Raw genomic sequence first — 18,542 nt, 5'->3', positions numbered from 1 at the left:
CGCATGAAGAGTCCCATGGAGGGGTTACCGATCGATGAATCGATCACCTTCGGCACAACCGGGCCCGACCGGAGAGCTGAGTCCGGTCAGGCACTTCCAGCAAAGGGTGGGAATCCGGTCTCAGGAACGAGCCATCTGCTCGATGGCGGCGAGATCCATTTTGCCGGTGCCGAGCACGGGCAAGGCATAGGTTTTGACGACCTTCCGCGGTACCTGAAGCTCCGGAATGCCATGCTCGCGCGCATAGGCGGTGAGCGCTTCGACGCTGGCGTCGCCCGCGTCGGTGACCAGCACCAGAGCCTCGCCCTTACGTGGATCCGATATGGCGACGACAGCATGCGACGAGTTGGGCCAGAGCGCCGCGGCGAAGGCCTCGACGGCGGCAAGCGAGATCATCTCGCCCCCGATCTTGGCGAAGCGCTTGGCCCGCCCGAGCAGTATGACGAAGCCGTCGTCGTCGATGGAGACGATGTCGCCGGTATCGTACCAACCATTCGGGTCGTTGCGCTTGAGCTCACCCGGTTGGTCGGCGAGGTAGTAGCCAGCCATGACGTTAGGCGCCCGCACGTGGAGACGTCCGCCAACCTCAAGTCCGGGCACCGGATCGAGACGTGCCTCGATGCCCGGCAGCAGGCGTCCGACGGTACCCTCGCGGAAATTGCCCGGATAGTTGACCGACAGCACCGGCGCACACTCGGTCGCGCCATAGCCCTCGTTGAGCACCACGCCGAAGCGATCCATCCACAGAGCCCGCGTCTGTTCCTTGACGCGCTCGGCGCCGAGGATGGTGAGACTAACCTTGTTGAAGTCGCCATCCTCTGCCGCCCTCGCCCAGCCGGCGGCGAAGGTGTCGGTGGAGAGCAACACGGTCGAGCCGCTGTCGCGCACCAGACCGGGAATGATCTTGTAGTGCAGCGGCGAGGGATAGAGGAAGGATTTGAAGCGGCCGTAGATCGGCAGAAGCAGACCGGCGGTGAGGCCATAGGAATGGAACACCGGCAGCGCGTTGAACATCGTGTCTTCAGGACGGAACGTGTAGAGCGCCAGGATCTGAGCAACGTTGGAGAGGAAGTTGGTCGAGGCCAGCCCTACCCCCTTCGGCGCTCCCTCGGTACCCGACGTGAACAGCACGGCGGCGATATCGCCCGGCGCCCGCCGATAGGGCCGGTGCAGCATCCGCGCCCAGCGGGCATAGGTGGCCCCCACCGCCTTGTCGAGCAAGGAAAGGCCGGCCCGCACGTCCTCGAGATAGACGATGCGCACCTTGTCCTTGAGGTCATCGATCACCGGTTCGAGCTTGGCCGTCTTCACGAAGGCGCTGGAGGTAATCACCGTCCGGATGGTGCCCACCCTGATGGCGCCACCGAGGCCATGGCTGCCGGCGGTGAAGTTGAGCAGCGCCGGCGTTCGCCCATAGGCGAGCAACGCGAAGAACGCGATGGCCGCGCCATTGACGTTGGGCAGCAGCACCCCCACCCGATCGCCCTTCCGACTGACTGAGGTAAGCCGTCTGCCGAGCACGCAGGCGGCGAGCAACAGATTACGGCGCGTCACCTGCTGCCGGTTTTGGTCCTCGATGGCGACAAGATCGGGATCGGCCTCGGCGGTATCGATCAGCGCATCGAACAGCGACCGCTCGATGAAAGCCGTGTCGAGCCCTGACTCCGCCATCGGCTGTCCGTACAGGCGACCGTCCTCCACGCCCCCCATGGTTACCTCTTCGTTAGCCTTCCTCCGGCCGCACTTGAACTCACAAACGCCCGGCGCGCAAGCGCTCGAGATCAAGCAGTTAGGCGAGTTCCCGGACTCTGCGCACAAGAAAACGGGCTGAATCGGATTCTCAACATGAAGAAGCCGCCCCGACCGGCAACACCGGAAGCGGGACGGCCAGACCTGAATCAGAGCCTTAACGATCGACAGGAACACTCGCCCAATCAATGGGTTGAGACATACTTCCCGACTTCATCAATGGCGCAGATAATGTGGTAGAAGGTCGAAGCAGGCGCCGGCTCGATCACGAAGGAGCCGTCCGGGTTCATGCGATCGCGCCAGAGGCCTGGTGTGTCCACCTCGAAATAGCGCTGCAAGGCCCTTGCGGCCGTTACCACCTTCCCGAGGTGGTCGTCGCGCTCCGCTTCGCTTGAAGCGATGGCCGCCAGCGCCACGTTGCCTTTCATCCGCTCGGTTTGCGACCACATGCGCGCCGTACCGTCATGGATGGAGAGGTCGTCGAGAATGCCCATGATCGCCACCTGCTGCGACACATTGATGCCGTGCTTCTCACCCAGCTCGCACAGGCGGCTCGCTGCGGCGACGGCATCGGGACGCTTGCGCGAGGTTCCCCAGCGGGTCAGCAGCCAGGCCCACTCGAACTGGTGGCCTGGCTCGCAGATGCGGCCTTCGACCCCGCCCACCACCGACCAGTCGGCGTTGAAGAACTCCTTGAGCCAACCTTCCTTGGGATCGAGGAACTTGGAAAGGCACAGCTCGGCGATCTCGTCGGCGAGCTTGCTCCACGTCGCGTCGCCGCCCACCTCCTCCCAGGCGAGACAGGCCTCGAACATGTGCATATGCGGATTGGCCTTGAGCGGCAGGGTGCGAGGATTGGCGGCCTCCTCGAAGCCGGCGATCGAATTCTTGTACTCGGTCATTAGCAGCGTGCGGAGCTTCACCGCCGCCGCTTCGACCGCCGACCGATCCTTGACCACCGACGCAGCAGCCGCCATCGCGAACAGCGCGAAGGCCTGATCGTAGAGGGAGAAGCTGTCGTCCTTGGGCGAGCCGTCGGCATTGGTCACCATGCGCACGGCACCGTTCGGCAGCACGCACTTCTCAAGGAAGTAATCGAGCCCCTCTTCCACCGTGCGTTCCCACGGGCCGGTCCAGCCGAGCCGGCCGGCCAGCGCGAAGGTGAAGATCTGGCGGGCCGTGACGCGCACCCGGCGCGGTGCCGGCGTGATCTCGCACCTGAGGCCCAGCACTTCGTGGAAGCCGCCGTTGACGTGATCGACGCCGAAGGCCCACCAGATCGGCAAGGCTTCGGTCATCAGCCACGACCTGAGTTCCTCGGTGACAGTGGCAAGCTCGCGCTGGGCTTCGGAATAACTCACGGCAATCTCCTCAAAAATGGATCACACCAGGTCACGATGAAACGCGACAAGGCGGCGATCGGATGCAGCAATGAACGATGGGTTGGCAAAATCGGCAAGGCCTGGCCGGTCCCGCTTGCCATAGGGAAAGAGTTCGCCATCCGGCAGCACCATGATCCCGCCGGCCGCCCTCAGCACCGCGTCACCGGCTGCCGTGTCCCATTCCATGGTGGGACCGAAGCGTGGATAGACGTCGGCCTCGCCGGCGGCGATCAGGCAGAACTTCAGCGACGAGCCGACCACACGTCGGTCGGCCACGGCCACCGTCGGCCGGAACGCATCGGTGGCGGCTGTGGCATGACTGCGGGAGACGAGCAGCGTCGCCCCTTCGGCAGGCACATCGCGCACGCGGATCGGCCGCCGCTCGACGATGGCATCGCCATCGACGGCCATTTCCCAGGCGCCCTCGGGCCCGCCGGCGAACAGTCGCCCGATAGCCGGCGCATGGACGACGCCCATCACCGGTTCGCCCCGCTCGATCAGCGCGACGTTGACGGTGAAGTCGCCGTTGCGACGGATGAACTCCTTGGTGCCGTCGAGCGGATCGACCAGGAAGAACCGGTCGGCGGCGGCAGGAACCCGACCGGCCGAAACGCTCTCCTCGGCCACCACCGGCACATCAGGCGCAAGGCGCGTAAGGGCGGCGAGCAGCACGGCTTCGGCCAACCCGTCGGCCTCGGTCACCGGCGAGGCATCGGCCTTGAACGCAACGTCGATCGGCCGGGCGTAAATGTCGAGAATGACCTGCCCGGCCTCGATCGAAGCGGCGATCAGGCCGTCGAGCAGTCGCGGGCTGGCAATGGTCATGGTCGGCATCCGGCGATGTTGATTACGCCGCGTGTGGCAGCAAGGAGGGATGGTGTCAATCGATCCGGCGCTCACTCGGCATTGCGCTTTGCCCACATCGCCTTGAACCCCGGTCGCGCCTGGCAACGTTCCAGCCACGCCATCACCCTGGGATAGGGCTCCAGCAGCTCCGGATGGTTCTGCACGTAGCGAACGATCTCCGCCAATGCCAGATCGACGACGGTAAAGCGGTTGCCGACCACGTAATCGCCGCCGGCGAGATGCATCTCGAAGGCGGAAAGCGGCCGCCTCAGCGACTCTCCTATGCCGACCAGCCGCTTCTTGCCGGCGTCGGTCTTCCATTCGCCGCTCTCATCGCCCTGGGTGACCACCACGGTGATCGGTTCCAACGCCGTCGCCCCCCACATCAGCCATTGCAGCATCCGTCCTTCTTCGGCGAGATCTTGCGGCGCCAGCAGACCGCCATGCTTCTTGGCGAGATAGAGGAGGATGGCCAGCGACTCGGTCAGCACGAGGCCGTCATCGTCGATTGCCGGGACCTGCCCCATCGGATTGATGGCGAGGAAAGAGGGGGTCCAGGTGTTGATCGGAGCATCGGCAGCGAGCGGATCCGGCACCTTGCGAGCCTGGAGCACCGGCTCCTTGTGAAACGCCAGTCCAAGTTCCTCCACGAGCCAATAGAGGCGCGATGCGCGCGATTTATAGACGCCGTAGATGGTCAGCATGGCAAAGCGCTCCGGTTTGAAAGGCACTCTGAAACCTTCGCCGTCATTTGGCAATCGGCGCCGCGAGCCCTCGTCGGAAAGCTGCTCGCGCCAATGCCGGCCATGCTACCGTTCTCCGGCGCGTCAAAGGAACTTACCGTCATGAAAAGCCTTCTCCAGTTCTGGCAGACCTGGGCCGTCCTGTCGGCCGTCGCGGCGGCGGCCACTGCCATTCTCGCTAAAGCGGGTGTCGAGGCGATTAGTTCCGACCTCGCGACGCTCATTCGCACGGCTGTCGTGCTGGCACTCGTCTGCGCCGTCGTCGCCTTCAGCGGAAGCTACGCGGAGATCCCGGCCGTTCCCGGTGGCGCCTGGCTCTTTCTCCTGTTGTCCGGCCTTGCCACCGGCGCGTCCTGGCTTTGCTACTTCCAAGCCCTGAAGCTTGGCGAGGCGGCACGCGTCGCGCCGGTCGACAAGCTGTCGGTGGTGCTGGTCGCCATTTTCGCGGTGGTGTTCCTCGGCGAACGCCTGTCGCCGCAGGGGACCGCCGGCGTGGCGCTGATCGCCGCGGGCGCTATGCTCGTCGCCTGGCAGTGAGGCCGCTTCCTGGCCTCCGACAGCGCAAGCCTTTACACCGACGGACAAATGCGGGTAACAGAAATCCGCTCCTTTGCCGGATTCTCCAGCAGCGGCAAGACCGACGCCGACCGATCGGCATCCACCTTTCGGATGATTTAGTAAAACTTTACTACCCGGAATGGTCATTTGGCCGTAGACTGGAACGGTTGATCGGCGTTTGGGCAACTGGGTGAGAGTGCACGGATGGTCACGATCAAGGAAATCGCCAAGGCGGTCGGAGTTTCCTCGGCCACCGTTTCGCGCGTCCTCAATTACGACGCAACGCTGTCGATCACCGAGGCAAAGCGGCAGGCGATCATCGAGACCGCCGAGGCCCTCAATTATCTGACGCCGCGCAACCGGCCGCGCCCGCATCGGCCGCAGGCATCGAGCGACCACACCGGCGCCCGCATCGGCATCGTGCATTTCCTCCGCCCCGAAGACGAGCTGGCCGACCCCTACTACATCGGCGTCCGCATGGGCATCGAGGCGCGGGCACGCGCCAACCGCGTCGAGGTACAGGTCATCTATCGCTCGACCGAGCTGCCGCCGGCCGAGGACCTTCAGGGCGCGGCCGGCATCATCGCGCTCGGCATGCATACCGACGCCGAGATCGACTGGGTGCGGCACATCAACGCCAACCTGGTTCTGGCCGACTTCGCCCCCAACATCGACCTGTTCGACATCGTCGCCTGCGATCTCTCCTTCGCCATGACGCGCCTGCTCGACCAGCTCTACGCCGCCGGTTACCGCCGCTTCGGCTTTCTCGGCGACGACCGTCCGTCGGGCAACGTGCTCTACCCGGCCAACGAGGAACGCGCCAAGACCTTCCGGGAGTGGACGGAGAAGCGAGACCTGTTCAACCCGGCGCATTACCTGCTGGCCGAGCAGCTCCGCTTCGAGAGCGGCTATCGCCTCGCCTGCCAGATGATGGCCGAAGCCAACCTGCCGGAAATCGTCGTCACCTCCAACGACAACGTGGCGATCGGCGCCTACCGGGCCATCCAGGAGCGCGGCCTGCGCATTCCCACAGACATCGCCGTGGCCAGCTTCAACGACATTCCCGCCGCCCAGTTCCTGGCGCCACCCCTGACTACAGTGCGCATTCCGGCCGAACGCATCGGCGAGAATGCCTTCGACCTGTTGATGGAGCAGTTGGGCGGCCGCGACTATGTCAAGCGCGTCACCATTGCCACCGAGCTTATCTGGCGCGACAGTTGCCGCCGCCCCGATGGCGCCGCGTAAACGCTTCCGGCCATCCTGATTGCCCTCGCCCGAATGCGCCCTTCGTCGGATCGCGCATGTCCGTACCTATCCTAATTGGTCATCCCGGCCCGATTGGCATTCGCCCCTGTCGCAGGTAAACTATTTACCTCTGACCCCGACATCTCTGCCGCCGAAAACTGGTAAAATTTACTAAATAATACCTTGCGTCGGGTGAACGAGTATCGGATAGTGCCCCCGAGAGGCTGAGGACGCCTCGGACACGAGTGGAGGAAAACCGCATGAACCGCAAAACTGTTGCGCTCGCCTTCGCGGGCGCCAGCCTCATTGCCATCACGGCCGCCCAGGCCGCCGAAGTCACCGTCTGGTGCTGGGACCCGAACTTCAACGTCGCGATCATGAAGGAAGCCGGTGAGATCTACGCCAAGACTCACCCGGACTTCAAACTGAACGTCGTCGACTTCGCCAAGGCCGACCTCGAGCAGAAGCTGCAGACCGGCCTCGCCTCCGGCGTCGCCGATGGCATGCCCGACATCGTCCTCATCGAGGATTACGGCGCGCAGAAGTACCTGCAGTCCTTCCCCGACTCCTTCGCTCCGCTCAGCGACAAGGTCGATTATTCCGGCTTCGCTCCCTACAAGGTCGCCCTCGCCACGCTGGACGACAAGGTCTATTCCATGCCCTTCGACTCGGGCGTGACCGGCTTCTACTACCGCAAGGACCTGCTGTCGCAGGCCGGCTTCCAGCCCGCCGACCTCCAGGACATCACCTGGGACAAGTACATCGAGATCGCCAAGATCGTCGAGGAGAAGACCGGCAAGAAGATGCTGGCCTATGACCCGAACGACGCCGGTCTCACCCGCATCATCATGCAGTCGGCCGGTGGCTGGTACTTCGACAAGGACGGCAACCTCGCGATCGAGGGCAATGCCGCGCTGAAGGCCGCGCTGGAAGTCATCCAGAAGATCCAGACCGCCAACATCTTCCGCCCGGCCGCCGGCTGGGCCGACTGGGTCGGCGCCTTCACCGCCGGCGAAGTGGCTTCCGTCACCACCGGCGTTTGGATCACCGGCACCGTCAAGTCGCAGCCCGAGCAGTCCGGCAACTGGGGCATCGCCCCGATCCCGAAGCTGACCATCGAGGGCGCGACCCACTACTCGAACCTCGGCGGTTCGAGCTGGTACGTCCTGTCGGCGTCCGCCGCCAAGGACGAGGCCATCGACTTCCTGAACGAGATCTACGCCAAGGACGTCAACTTCTACCAGAAGATCCTCGTTGACCGTGGCGCCGTCGGTTCGCTGCTGGCTGCCCGCGAAGGCGAAGCCTACAAGTCGTCCGACGCCTTCTTCGGCGGCGAGCCGATCTGGCAGACCTTCTCCGACTGGCTGTCCAAGGTGCCCTCGGTCAACTACGGCACCTTCACCAACGAGGTGGACTCGGTGGTCGCCGCCCATCAGCCCGAGCTCGCCAAGGGCGCCTCGGTGGACGACGTGATCAAGGCCATCAACGAGCAGGCCCAGACCCTCGTTCAGTGATGACGTGACCGGCGGGCGGCAGACATGCCGCTCGCCTCTCCGTCCTGCCCCCGCGTCATCCGGCAATGCCGTCGATGGACGCGGCGCATCTGAAGGCAACGTCCACCGCTCTTCCGGACCCAAGGCCGGAGCGAACCGGGCGTAGCGCCACGCAAAGCTACCAGATTCATCGGCACCTCCCCGGCCGGACCGCCAACCGGAGGATGCCCGAGAGCCCCGCTCTACCGGAACGGTGACCCATGTCAGCACTCTCCCAGCGGCGCATGAGGCCGCGCTTCGACGTCAACGGCTGGCTGTTCGTCGGCCCCGCGCTGGTGCTGATCGCCACCTTCATGATCTTTCCGATCTTGCACTCGCTCTGGATGTCCTTCCAATCCGGCCTCGGCATGCGCCTCTCGTTTGCCGGGCTCAAGAACATCTACCGCCTATTCAACGATCCCCTGTTTTTCATGGCACTGAAAAACACGTTCATTTTCTTCCTGGTGCAAGTGCCGATCATGCTGACGCTGGCGCTGATCACCGCGTCGCTGCTCAACAGCCCGGATCTCAAGTTCCGCGGGCTGCTGCGCACTGCGATCTTCCTGCCCTGCGTCACCTCGCTGGTCGCCTACACGGTGCTGTTCAAGTCAATGTTCGTCGCCAACGGGCTGATCAACACCACACTGATCAACCTCGGCATCGTCGACACCGGCATCCCCTGGATGACCGATCCCTTCTGGTGCCGGACCATGATCATCATCGCAATCACCTGGCGCTGGACCGGCTACAACATGATCTTCTACCTCGCGGCCATGCAGAACATCGACCGCTCGGTCTATGAGGCGGCCCGCATCGACGGTGTGCCGACCTGGGCCCGCTTCCTGTACCTCACCGTTCCCATGCTGAAGCCGGTGATCCTGTTCACCACGGTCACCTCCACCATCGGCACGCTGCAGCTTTTCGACGAAGTCTCGACCATCACGGGCGGCGGTTCGGCCGGCGGAGCGGCCGGCCCCGGCAACTCGGCGCTGACGCTGTCTCTCTACATCTACAACCTGACCTTCAAGTTCGCCCCGAACTTCGGCTACGCCGCCACCGTCTCCTACGTCATCGTCTTCCTGGTGGCGGTCCTGTCCTTCCTGCAATTCTATGCTGCCCGGGAGCGCAAGGCATGATCAGCTACGGTCTCAAGCAGCGGCTCTCCTCCATTGCCGTCTATATCATCCTCGGGTTGATGGCCTTCATCTCCATCTTTCCCTTCCTGTGGATGGTCGTCGGCGCCACCAACAGCACGTCCGACATCATCAATGGCAAGATGAGCTTCGGCTCGGCGCTACTCCTCAACGCGACGACGTTCTTCACCCAGGTCAATGTGCCGCTGATCTTCTGGAACTCCGCCAAGATCACCATCATCGCCACGGTGTTGACGCTGCTGATCTCCTCGCTTGCCGGCTATGGCTTCGAGATCTTCGCCTCGCGCTTCCGCGAGAGGCTCTACACGCTGATGCTGCTGACGCTGATGATCCCCTTCGCGGCGCTGATGATCCCGCTGTTCATGCTGATGGGCAAGTTCGGCCTCATCAACACCCATATCGCCGTGGTCCTGCCCACCATCGCCTCGGCTTTCATCATCTTTTACTTCCGCCAGTCGACCAAGGCATTCCCGCACGAGCTGCGCGACGCCGCCCGCGTCGACGGATTGAAGGAGTGGCAGATCTTCCTGCTGATCTACATGCCGGTGATGCGGTCGACCTATGCCGCCGCCTTCATCATCGTCTTCATGACGATCTGGAACAGCTACCTGTGGCCGCTGGTCGTGCTGCAGTCCAACGACACCAAGACCATCACGCTCGTCATCTCCTCGCTCGGCTCGGCTTACTACCCCGACTACGGCGCGGTGATGATCGGCACGGTCCTCGCCACCATTCCCACCCTCTTCGTCTTCTTTGCCATGCAGCGCCAGTTCGTCGAAGGCATGCTCGGCTCGGTCAAGTAACAGGTAGAAAATGCGCAAGACCATCAACTGCAACACCGGCTGGACCTTCCACGAGGGCTTTTCGGCCGACCTCGCCGCCGCCTTCCGCAAGGGCGAGGCCGTTAACCTGCCGCACAACGCCGTCGACCTGCCCTACAACTACTTCGACGAGACCTGCTACCAGCGCCCCTTCACCTACCAGAAGGTCATCGCCTGGCGGCCGGAGTTCGAGGGTCGCGAAGTGGCGCTGGTGTTCGACGGCGCCATGGCCGACAGCGTCGTCTACGTCAACGGCGAACAGGTGGTGGCCCATCCCGATGGCTACACGCCGTTCACCGCCCGGCTGACCGAGCGGCTCGCCAAGGGCGACAACCTCGTCACCGTGAAGATCGACGGGTCCGAGAACCCGGCCATTCCGCCCTTTGGCGGCCAGATCGACTATCTCACCTATGCCGGCATCTACCGCGACGTCTGGCTGCGCGTGACGTCGCCGGTCTATGTCGGCAACGTCAAGATCGAGACGCCCGACGTGCTCGCACCGAAGAAGACGGCGAAGATCCGCGTCGACATCGCCAACCCGCGCGGGCTGAAGCTGGCCGGCCAGGTGTCGGTGACGCTGAAGGATGCCGCCGGCAAGACGGTGGGCAGCGCCAACGCCTCCTATGCCGGCGACAGCGTGACGCTGGAGATCAACAACCTCGACGGCATCGCCCTCTGGGACATCGACAATCCCAACCTCTACGAGGCGGTTGTCGACCTCGTCCACGAGAGCGGCGACGATCAGTATTGCGTCCATTTCGGCTTCCGCTCCGTCGAGTTCACGACCGAGGGCTTCCGCCTCAACGGCAAGCCGCTGAAGCTGCGCGGCCTCAACCGCCACCAGGCCTACCCTTACGTCGGCTACGCCATGGGCCGCCGGGCGCAGGAGCTCGACGCCGAGATCCTGAAGAGGGAACTGAAGGTCAACGTCGTCCGCACCTCGCACTATCCGCAGTCGCCGTGGTTCCTTGATGCCTGCGACCGCCTCGGCCTCCTGGTGTTCGAGGAAATCCCCGGCTGGCAGTATGTCGGCGACGAGAAATGGCAGGCGCTGGCGATCGGCAACGTCCGCGCCATGATCGAGCGCGACTGGAACCACCCGTCGATCATCATGTGGGGCGTGCGCATCAACGAGTCGCAGGATTTCCACGACTTCTACACGGCCACCAACAAGCTCGCCCACGACCTCGACCCGACCCGTCAGACCGGCGGCGTCCGCTACATCACCGACAGCGAGTTCCTGGAAGACGTCTACACGATGAACGACTTCATCCAGGGCAACGAGGAACTGCCCGGCGTCAACCGGCCGCGCACCGCGCTACGCCCCATCTGGGAGACCACCGGCCTCAAGAAGCCCGTCCCCTACATGGTGACCGAGTTCAACGGCCACATGTACCCGACCAAGCGCTATGACCAAGAGCAGCGGCAGGCCGAGCATGTCACCCGCTATCTCTCGATCCTCAACGCCGTCTATGGCGATCCGAACATCTCCGGCTCCACCGGCTGGTGCATGTTCGACTACAACACCCACAAGGACTTCGGCTCCGGCGACCGCATTTGCCATCATGGCGTGATGGACGCCTGGCGCGAGCCCAAGTTCGCCGCCTGGGTCTACACCAGCCAGTGCGATCCCCAGGAGGAAGTCGTCCTCAAGCCGGTCACCTACTATGCCCGCGGCGAGCGCAACATCGGCGGCATCCTGCCGCTGATCGTGCTGACCAACTGCGACGAGGTCGAGCTTCAGTACGGCCCGGATATCGTCAAGCGCGTCAAGCCCGACCGCGAGACCTACCCGCACCTGCCGCATGCGCCCGTCGTCATCGACCACCGCGCCTTCTCGGCCGAAGAACTCGGCCTCTGGGGCATGAAGTGGGAAGAGGCGACCGTCACTGGTTACGTCGGCGGCAAGCCGGTCAAGACCGTCAAGTTCGCCTGCGATCCCGTTCCGACCACGCTGGAAGTCGCGCCCGACTGGACCAACCTGTCGGCCGAACCCAAGGACTCGGTGCGCGTCATCGTCCGTGCCCTCGACCAGCTTGGCAACCTCCTGCCCTTCCTCGACGAAGCGATCCGCATCGAGGTGAGCGGGCCTGCCAAGCTGCTCGGCCCTTCGGAGGCGGTGCTGAAGGGCGGCGCCATCGGCTTCTGGCTGGAGACCACCGGCGGCGCCGGTGATGTTGTCGTCAAGGTCGCCTGCCATCGTCTAGGCGAGACCACCGTCACCATCAAGGCCGGCTGAACGGCGCAACCGATCGAAGCGGAAAGCATATCATGAGCGACGTTACCCTCAGGGACGTGAGGAAGTCCTTCGGTGCTGTGGAGGTCATCAAGGGCGTCGATCTCGACATCAAGTCGGGCGAGTTCGTGGTCTTCGTCGGGCCGTCGGGCTGCGGCAAGTCGACGCTGCTGCGCATGATCGCCGGCTTGGAGACCATCACCTCCGGCGATCTTGCCATTGGCGGCGACAGGATGAACGAGGTCGACCCGTCGCAGCGCGGCATCGCCATGGTGTTCCAGTCCTACGCGCTCTATCCGCACATGACGGTGCGCGAGAACATGGGCTTTGCGCTTCGCTTCGCCGGCATGCCCAAGGAGGAGATCCGCAAGCAGGTCGACGAGGCGGCGCGCATCCTGGAGCTCGAGCCGCTGATGGACCGCAAGCCGAAGGCGCTCTCCGGCGGCCAGCGCCAGCGCGTCGCCATCGGCCGGGCCATCGTCCGCCATCCCAAGGTATTCCTGTTCGACGAGCCGCTCTCCAACCTCGACGCCGAACTGCGCGTCCACATGCGCATCGAGATCGCCAAGCTGCACCGCGACCTCGGCGCCACCATCGTCTACGTGACCCACGACCAGGTGGAAGCGATGACGCTGGCCGACAAGATCGTCGTGCTCCGGTCGGGCATCGTCGAGCAGGTCGGCGCGCCGCTCGAGCTCTACGACAACCCCGCCAACCTGTTCGTTGCCGGCTTCATCGGCTCGCCCAAGATGAACTTCCTGAAGGGCGTCGTCGAAGGTGGCGGCACCGGCCGCGCCGACGTCCGCCTACCCGATTTCGGAGGCGCTGTCGTTCCGGTGGCTCTGAAGGGCGACGCTCCCGCCGCCGGTACGCCGGTCACCTTGGGCATCCGCCCGTCGCAATTTGCTGAGTCTGGGGATGCAGCGCTGCCGGTCACCGTCGACATGCTGGAGCATCTTGGCGCGGAAACGCTGATCTACGCCCGCTCGGCAGCCTCCGACCTCGTCACCATCGCCAGCCAGAGCCGGCCGAACGTCGAGATCGGCGACACGCTGACCGCCCGCTTCCCGTCGTCGGCGGCACTGCTGTTCGGCGCCGACGGCAAACGCATCTACTGACGGCTCCCTCCACCGTCGGCAAAGGCAAGGCCGGGCACTCCCACGAGTCCCGGCCTTCGCTTTTGGGAGAGTGTCATCAGCCCAGCCGGTCGGCCGCCGCCGTCACCATCACCACGGCTGGAATGCCGCCCCGATCGGCAGAGCGAATCCATGCCGCTCCCGACTGGTCGAGCGCCGAGGCGACGCGCACATAGGCGTCGGTCGGGCAGGTGTCGCGTCCCGCGTCGAAGCCCACCCAGCCGAGACCGGGAATCAACGCTTCCGCCCAGGCTGCGAGCGCACCGGTCGCCGTATCTTCCTCCTGCCAGAGATAGCCGGAGACGAAGCGGGCGGGCAGCGACAGGCCGCGCGCCGCGGCGATGAACAGATGGGCGAGATCGGCGGGCGTGCCGGCGGCCTCGGCGAGCACGTCCTCGGCGGCGACCTCGCGCACCCCACAGAGTTCCGCCGGATCGGCGCCAAGCGCTTCGACCTCGTCGTGGATGAGGTGCATCAGCTTGTGGCAGAGGTCGAGCGGCGTGCCGTCGGACATCGCCTTGGCCTTGTCGGCAAAGGCCGCGATGGCCGGCGTGCGCATGGTGACGCGCGTCTCGCGCAGGAAGACGGCCGGCGGAATGCGGTCGAGCGGCGCGCCCTGCAACACGCCGGTGGTGTCGTCCACTTCCACCTCACCCTCGGCGGCGATGGCGATCTCGTCGAGTGGCCCCTCGACGGCGCAATCGTAGACGATGTTGCCGAAGGCATCCGACGATCGCGCCTGCCGGCAGTCGCCGGTGATGTCGAGATGCCAGGCCCGCACATATTGTCCGTCGAAGGTGCGCGGACAAAGATGCAGCGACCGGCTGGCCAGGGTGACCGGCTCGTCATAGCGAGCAACGATGTCGTGACGGATGCGCAGCCGCATCGAGTTACCCCAGGTATTGCTCGGCGATGGTGTTACCGAGGCTGGCGTTGTCGAGGATGAAGCGCTCGAGGAAATCCTTGAGGCCGATGGCGAACAGACCCGGCAGCGTCGTGTCCTGCAATTGGCTGAGCAGCATCCGCGCCTTGCGCTGGCTGGCGCCCTGACGGCCGTAGTCGCGCGACAGGCTGTCGAGATTGAGGGTGACGTTCTCGTAGCAGGATACCAGCGATCGCGGCATCTCGGCCTTGAGGATCAGGAACTCGGCGACGAGATTGGGCTTCAGGTTGTCGCGATAGACCCAGTGATAGGACGTCAGCGCCGATACCGAGCGCAAGATCCACGACCACTGGAAATAATCGGAACTGCCGCCAATCGACGGCCGGTTCGGGTCGAGCACGTCGGCTTTCAGCGCCAGCACGCGGGCCGTGAAGTCGGCGCGCTCGATGAAGGTGCCGAGGCGCAGGAAATAATAGGCATCGTTCCGGAGCATCGTCCGGTAGGCCGAGCCATCGAAGCGTAGCGACAGCTCCTTCACCCGCGACAGGAAATCAGACAACTCCTGCCGCGTGAGACTGGGGCTGTTGACACCGCGCGTCTCCATCCAGCCGGAGTTGATGGTCTCCCACATGTCCATCGTCAGCGCGGTGCGGACCGAACGGGCGTTGGCGCGGGCGATGTCGAGGCAGTTGCGGATCGACGAGGGGTTGGCATGCGAGAAGGCAAGAAAATCAACGACTGTGCGCTGCGTCGCCTCGGCGTGCTGCTCGTGGAACAGATCGAGCGTGCCGGTGCCGTCGACGGCCATCTCCCATTCGTTGCGGCCATCCTCGGCGGTAATCGGCGTCGCCGAGAGGCGGGTGGCGGCCTCGAGAAGCCGGGCGGTGTTCTCGGCGCGCTCGACATAGCGGGCGAGCCAGTAGAGACTGTCGGCGTGACGGCTCAGCATGGTCAGCCCCCCGCCTGCGATTGCGACTGCGCCTGACCCGCCGCGGGAGGCGTACCCTCCGCCGGATCCTCGATGATCCAGGTGTCCTTGGTGCCACCGCCCTGACTGGAGTTGACCACCAGCGACCCCTCCTTCAGCGCCACGCGGGTGAGCCCGCCGGGCACGATGCGAACCTTGTCGGCACCGGTCAGCACGAAGGGGCGCAGATCGATATGGCGCGGCGCGATGCCGTCGCCGACGAAGGTCGGCGAGGTGGAAAGCGCGAGCGTCGGCTGGGCGATGAAGCCATCGGGATCGGCGATCAGCTTGGCCCGGAAGCTGTCGATCTGTTCCCTGGTCGATTTGGGCCCGACCAGCATGCCGTAGCCACCGGAACCCTGCACCTCCTTGACCACCAGTTCGGGCAGGTGATCGAGCACATAGCGGAGGCTGTCGGGCTCGCGGCAGCGCCACGTCGGCACGTTCTTCAGGATAGGCTCCTCGCCGAGGTAAAAGCGCACGATGTCGGGCATGTACGTGTAGATGGCCTTGTCGTCGGCAACGCCGGTACCGACGGCGTTGGCCAGCGTCACGTTGCCGGCGCGATAGGCCGAGATCAGGCCGGGAATGCCGAGCACCGAATCCGGCCGGAACACCATGGGATCGAGGAAATCGTCGTCGATGCGGCGGTAGATGACGTCGACGCGTTTCGGCCCGCGCGTCGTGCGCATGTAGACCACACCGTCGAGCACGAAGAGATCGCGCCCTTCCACCAGTTCCACGCCCAGCTTGTCGGCAAGGAAGGAGTGCTCGTAATAGGCCGAGTTGAGCGGCCCCGGTGTCATCAGCACCACCGTCGGCTCGGCGGGCGCCGAGGCGGGCGCCAGCGACCGCAACGAGGCGAGAAGCTCGTCGGGATAGTTGTCGACCGGCTGGATGCGCGTTTCAGCGAACAGGTCTGGGAACAGGCGCATCTGCACGTCGCGGTTCTCCAGCATGTAGGAGACGCCGGAGGGCGTGCGGGCATTGTCTTCCAGGACGTAGAAGTCCTTGTCGTCCGTCCGGATGATGTCGATGCCGGCGATCTGCACGTAGACGTCGTGCGGCAGCTTGAGACCGACCATCTCCGGCCGGAAGGCCGGGTTCTGATAGACGAGATCGGCCGGCACGACGCCGGCACGGATGACCTCCCCTGCCCCATAGACATCGGCGAGGAAGCGGTTGAGCGCGGTGACGCGCTGCGTCAGTCCTTTGGAAAGGGTGGACCACTCACTGCCCGTCAGCACACGCGGCACAATGTCGAAGGGGATGATGCGCTCTTCGGCTTCGGCATCGCCATAGACCGCGAAGGTGATGCCGATCCTGCGAAACAGGAACTCCGCTTCCTTTTGAAGGCGTCTCAGGTTTTCCGGGTCGGAGCTGTCGAGCCAGGCCTGGATGGTCCTATAGGCGGGTCGGACACCCTGCCCGAACCCGTTCATCTCGTCGAAAGCCGGCAATCCCGTTCCTCCGCCGTTTCCCCAGCATCACCGCCGTTGATGAATTAAGCGGCAAACCGCCCGGAAGGGCAAGAAACATCATGGAGCAAAGCGGGGTAGCATTTGCCCATAGATTAAGCAGGCGAGCTTCATTGCTCCCTCCGCTTCGACGGGCATTCCATCGAGAAAAATCGGGAACTTTCCTCGCTCTCATCGGTTGTCAGGGCTCAAGACCAGCCATGAAAGGGGTACAAACATGAAAACTCGTCTTCTTTCGGTTCTCCTGCTCACCGCTGCCTTCCCGCTCAGCGCGGCCGCCCAGGATACGACCACGAGTCCTGGCGCTACCCCTGGGGCGACCCAGACGCAGCCGATGGACGGCACGACGGCCACCGACCCTGCCGTGACGCCGACCACGCCGACCGATAGTTCCGTGATGGCCTCGACCGAGACCTTCGTGACCGTCCCGGAAACCGGTGCCTGGCGGGTCAGCGACCTTCAGGGCAAGGCCGTTTACGGGTCCGACGGTGCCAGCATCGGCGAAATCAACGACGTTCTCGTCAGCCAGGATGGTAGCATCAACGCCGTGATCATCGGCGTCGGCGGCTTCCTCGGCATCGGCGAGAAGGACGTGGCCGTCAACATGAGCGCCCTCCAGCTTGGACCGGGCGACACTCAGGCTCAGGCTGACGCGGCCTCGCGGGCGCTCCCCGACGCGACGGACGCCACGGGCGCGACGGGCGCGACTGGTACCGATAGCGCGGCGACCGGCATGGACGGGACCGGCGGCGCGGCGGGCACCGCCGGCGCAACCGGTGACATGACCGCTGCCAACACCAACAACGGCGCGTCGATCGGTGACGATGGTCTGCCGGACCGCATCATTCTCAACGTAACGCGCCAGGAGCTGGAGCAGGCGCCGGCGTTCGAGGGTGTGCGCGCCCAGACGCAGCAGCCGTAACCGGCCCAACAGAACAACGAAAGGCCTCCGCAGACCATCTGCGGAGGCTTACCTGTATCTGGCACTCAGTTCAGCAACATATCCCACCGCATCCGACGTGTATATCAACTAAAGTCGCATCCTTTCTGCGCGATATCTGAGAATCCCGGGAACATTGTCAGCTTACGACGGTTCTTGCAGGGCCTTCAACCAGCCCCAGAAAGGGTTTCGTCATGAAAGCTCAATTTCTTTCGGCACTTCTGCTCAGCGCCGCGCTCCCGCTGGCCGCGGTTGCTCAGGACAACTCCTCCGGATCTGACAGCAGCGGTCCGACGCTGGACGGTTCCGCACAGCAGAACTCTGGCAACGGCTCGTCTGGCGACGATTCCAATGGCACTGGCGCCAACTCCAATGGTGCCGCGGCGCAAGGCAATGCCGGCGGTGACTCCACCGACCCGAGCGCCGGCTCGTCGACCGAGCAGGCGGGCGCCGGTCCGGGTCTGTCCAGCGCCAACATGTTCGTGACGATACCGGGTAGCGGCTCCTGGCGCCTCAACGACCTTCAGGGCAAGACCGTCTACAGCGCTGACGGGTCGAACATCGGCGAGATCAACGATGTCGTCCTGAGCCAGAACGGCAGCGTCAGCGCAGTGATCATCGGCGTCGGCGGCTTCCTCGGCATGGGCGAGAAGAATGTCGCGGTGAATGTCGGCTCGCTTCAGGTTGTCCCGGGCGACACGTCCGGCCCGACGGCCGCCACGTCCGAGGAGTCCGACGACTCGCCCACCGGTCCGGGCTCCAACTCTTCGGCTTCGAGCCGGCTCGTTTTGAACGTGACGCGCGATCAGCTCGAATCGGCTCCGGCTTATTCGGGCATGGCCAGTCCGTAATCCGATCTCTGAAGGAAACTG

The 18,542-nt window shown here is 64.4% G+C and carries 16 protein-coding genes; 9 read left to right on the top strand and 7 right to left on the bottom strand.

From position 1 onward, the window contains the following. Nucleotides 1-120: 120 nt before the first annotated feature. The 4 genes from CXZ10_RS02470 to CXZ10_RS02455 all read right to left on the bottom strand — a co-directional run bounded on the left by CXZ10_RS02470 (nt 121) and on the right by CXZ10_RS02455 (nt 4,681). On the bottom strand, nt 121-1,671 hold the full coding sequence (locus tag CXZ10_RS02470) for an AMP-binding protein (RefSeq protein WP_101287364.1): 1,551 nt from the start codon (nt 1,669-1,671) through the stop codon (nt 121-123). A gap of 263 nt (nt 1,672-1,934) precedes the next feature. Next, a complete protein-coding gene (locus CXZ10_RS02465) occupies nt 1,935-3,110 on the bottom strand; it encodes an AGE family epimerase/isomerase (RefSeq protein ID WP_244617089.1) in 1,176 nt (391 codons plus the stop codon). Nucleotides 3,111-3,131: 21 nt separating this feature from the next. Further along, nucleotides 3,132-3,956 carry a 3'(2'),5'-bisphosphate nucleotidase CysQ gene (gene cysQ, locus CXZ10_RS02460; protein ID WP_101287363.1) on the bottom strand — a complete coding sequence of 275 codons (825 nt, stop codon included), beginning with the start codon at nt 3,954-3,956 and terminating at the stop codon, nt 3,132-3,134. A 71-nt stretch (nt 3,957-4,027) separates the two neighbouring features. Beyond that, the gene (locus tag CXZ10_RS02455; protein WP_101287362.1) at nt 4,028-4,681 is read right to left on the bottom strand and encodes a glutathione S-transferase family protein; all 654 of its coding nucleotides are present in this window, start codon (nt 4,679-4,681) and stop codon (nt 4,028-4,030) included. 141 nt (nt 4,682-4,822) lie between these two features. Here CXZ10_RS02455 and CXZ10_RS02450 point away from each other — a divergent pair, with 141 nt between their 5' ends. The 7 genes from CXZ10_RS02450 (at nt 4,823) to CXZ10_RS02420 (ending at nt 13,384) form a co-directional block, all read left to right on the top strand. Continuing rightward, the gene (locus CXZ10_RS02450; RefSeq protein ID WP_101288322.1) at nt 4,823-5,257 is read left to right on the top strand and encodes an EamA family transporter; all 435 of its coding nucleotides are present in this window, start codon (nt 4,823-4,825) and stop codon (nt 5,255-5,257) included. Between the two features lie 225 nt (nt 5,258-5,482). After that, entirely contained in the window at nt 5,483-6,523 is a 1,041-nt protein-coding gene (locus tag CXZ10_RS02445) for a LacI family DNA-binding transcriptional regulator (RefSeq protein ID WP_101287361.1), read from the top strand. 260 nt (nt 6,524-6,783) lie between these two features. Continuing rightward, a complete protein-coding gene (locus CXZ10_RS02440; protein WP_101287360.1) occupies nt 6,784-8,037 on the top strand; it encodes an ABC transporter substrate-binding protein in 1,254 nt (417 codons plus the stop codon). Between the two features lie 239 nt (nt 8,038-8,276). Next, a complete protein-coding gene (locus tag CXZ10_RS02435; RefSeq protein WP_101287359.1) occupies nt 8,277-9,191 on the top strand; it encodes a carbohydrate ABC transporter permease in 915 nt (304 codons plus the stop codon). Then, on the top strand, nt 9,188-10,012 hold the full coding sequence (locus CXZ10_RS02430) for a carbohydrate ABC transporter permease (protein WP_101287358.1): 825 nt from the start codon (nt 9,188-9,190) through the stop codon (nt 10,010-10,012). The genes CXZ10_RS02435 and CXZ10_RS02430 overlap by 4 nt, the downstream gene beginning before the upstream one ends. Before the next feature lie 10 nt (nt 10,013-10,022). Beyond that, the gene (locus CXZ10_RS02425) at nt 10,023-12,269 is read left to right on the top strand and encodes a glycoside hydrolase family 2 protein (RefSeq protein ID WP_101287357.1); all 2,247 of its coding nucleotides are present in this window, start codon (nt 10,023-10,025) and stop codon (nt 12,267-12,269) included. Between the two features lie 32 nt (nt 12,270-12,301). After that, nucleotides 12,302-13,384: an ABC transporter ATP-binding protein gene (locus CXZ10_RS02420; protein WP_101287356.1), complete on the top strand. Its 1,083-nt coding sequence runs from the start codon at nt 12,302-12,304 to the stop codon at nt 13,382-13,384. 76 nt (nt 13,385-13,460) lie between these two features. On the opposite strand, the gene CXZ10_RS02415 is transcribed toward CXZ10_RS02420, so the two are convergent. Genes CXZ10_RS02415 through CXZ10_RS02405 form a run of 3 tightly spaced genes read right to left on the bottom strand, consistent with a single transcriptional unit; the run spans nt 13,461 to nt 16,694 of the window. Continuing rightward, nucleotides 13,461-14,288, bottom strand: a complete 828-nt coding sequence (locus tag CXZ10_RS02415; protein ID WP_101287355.1) for a transglutaminase family protein — start codon at nt 14,286-14,288, stop codon at nt 13,461-13,463. A gap of 4 nt (nt 14,289-14,292) precedes the next feature. Continuing rightward, nucleotides 14,293-15,234: an alpha-E domain-containing protein gene (locus CXZ10_RS02410; protein ID WP_101287354.1), complete on the bottom strand. Its 942-nt coding sequence runs from the start codon at nt 15,232-15,234 to the stop codon at nt 14,293-14,295. Between the two features lie 2 nt (nt 15,235-15,236). Beyond that, complete coding sequence (locus CXZ10_RS02405) at nt 15,237-16,694, bottom strand: circularly permuted type 2 ATP-grasp protein (protein WP_101288321.1); 1,458 nt, start codon at nt 16,692-16,694, stop codon at nt 15,237-15,239. 253 nt (nt 16,695-16,947) lie between these two features. Here CXZ10_RS02405 and CXZ10_RS02400 point away from each other — a divergent pair, with 253 nt between their 5' ends. Together CXZ10_RS02400 and CXZ10_RS02395 are read left to right on the top strand one after the other, a co-directional pair. Beyond that, nucleotides 16,948-17,652 (top strand): PRC-barrel domain-containing protein, encoded by a 705-nt coding sequence (locus CXZ10_RS02400; RefSeq protein ID WP_101287353.1) that lies wholly within the window; start codon nt 16,948-16,950, stop codon nt 17,650-17,652. A 212-nt stretch (nt 17,653-17,864) separates the two neighbouring features. After that, nucleotides 17,865-18,521, top strand: coding sequence for a PRC-barrel domain-containing protein (locus CXZ10_RS02395; protein ID WP_101287352.1), 657 nt, complete (start codon nt 17,865-17,867; stop codon nt 18,519-18,521). The last annotated feature ends 21 nt before the right edge of the window (nt 18,522-18,542 follow it).

The sequence above is a fragment of the Pleomorphomonas diazotrophica genome (genome assembly GCF_002844595.1).
GTDB lineage: Bacteria > Pseudomonadota > Alphaproteobacteria > Rhizobiales > Pleomorphomonadaceae > Pleomorphomonas > Pleomorphomonas diazotrophica.
This window is presented reverse-complemented; position numbering and strand designations above follow the sequence as displayed.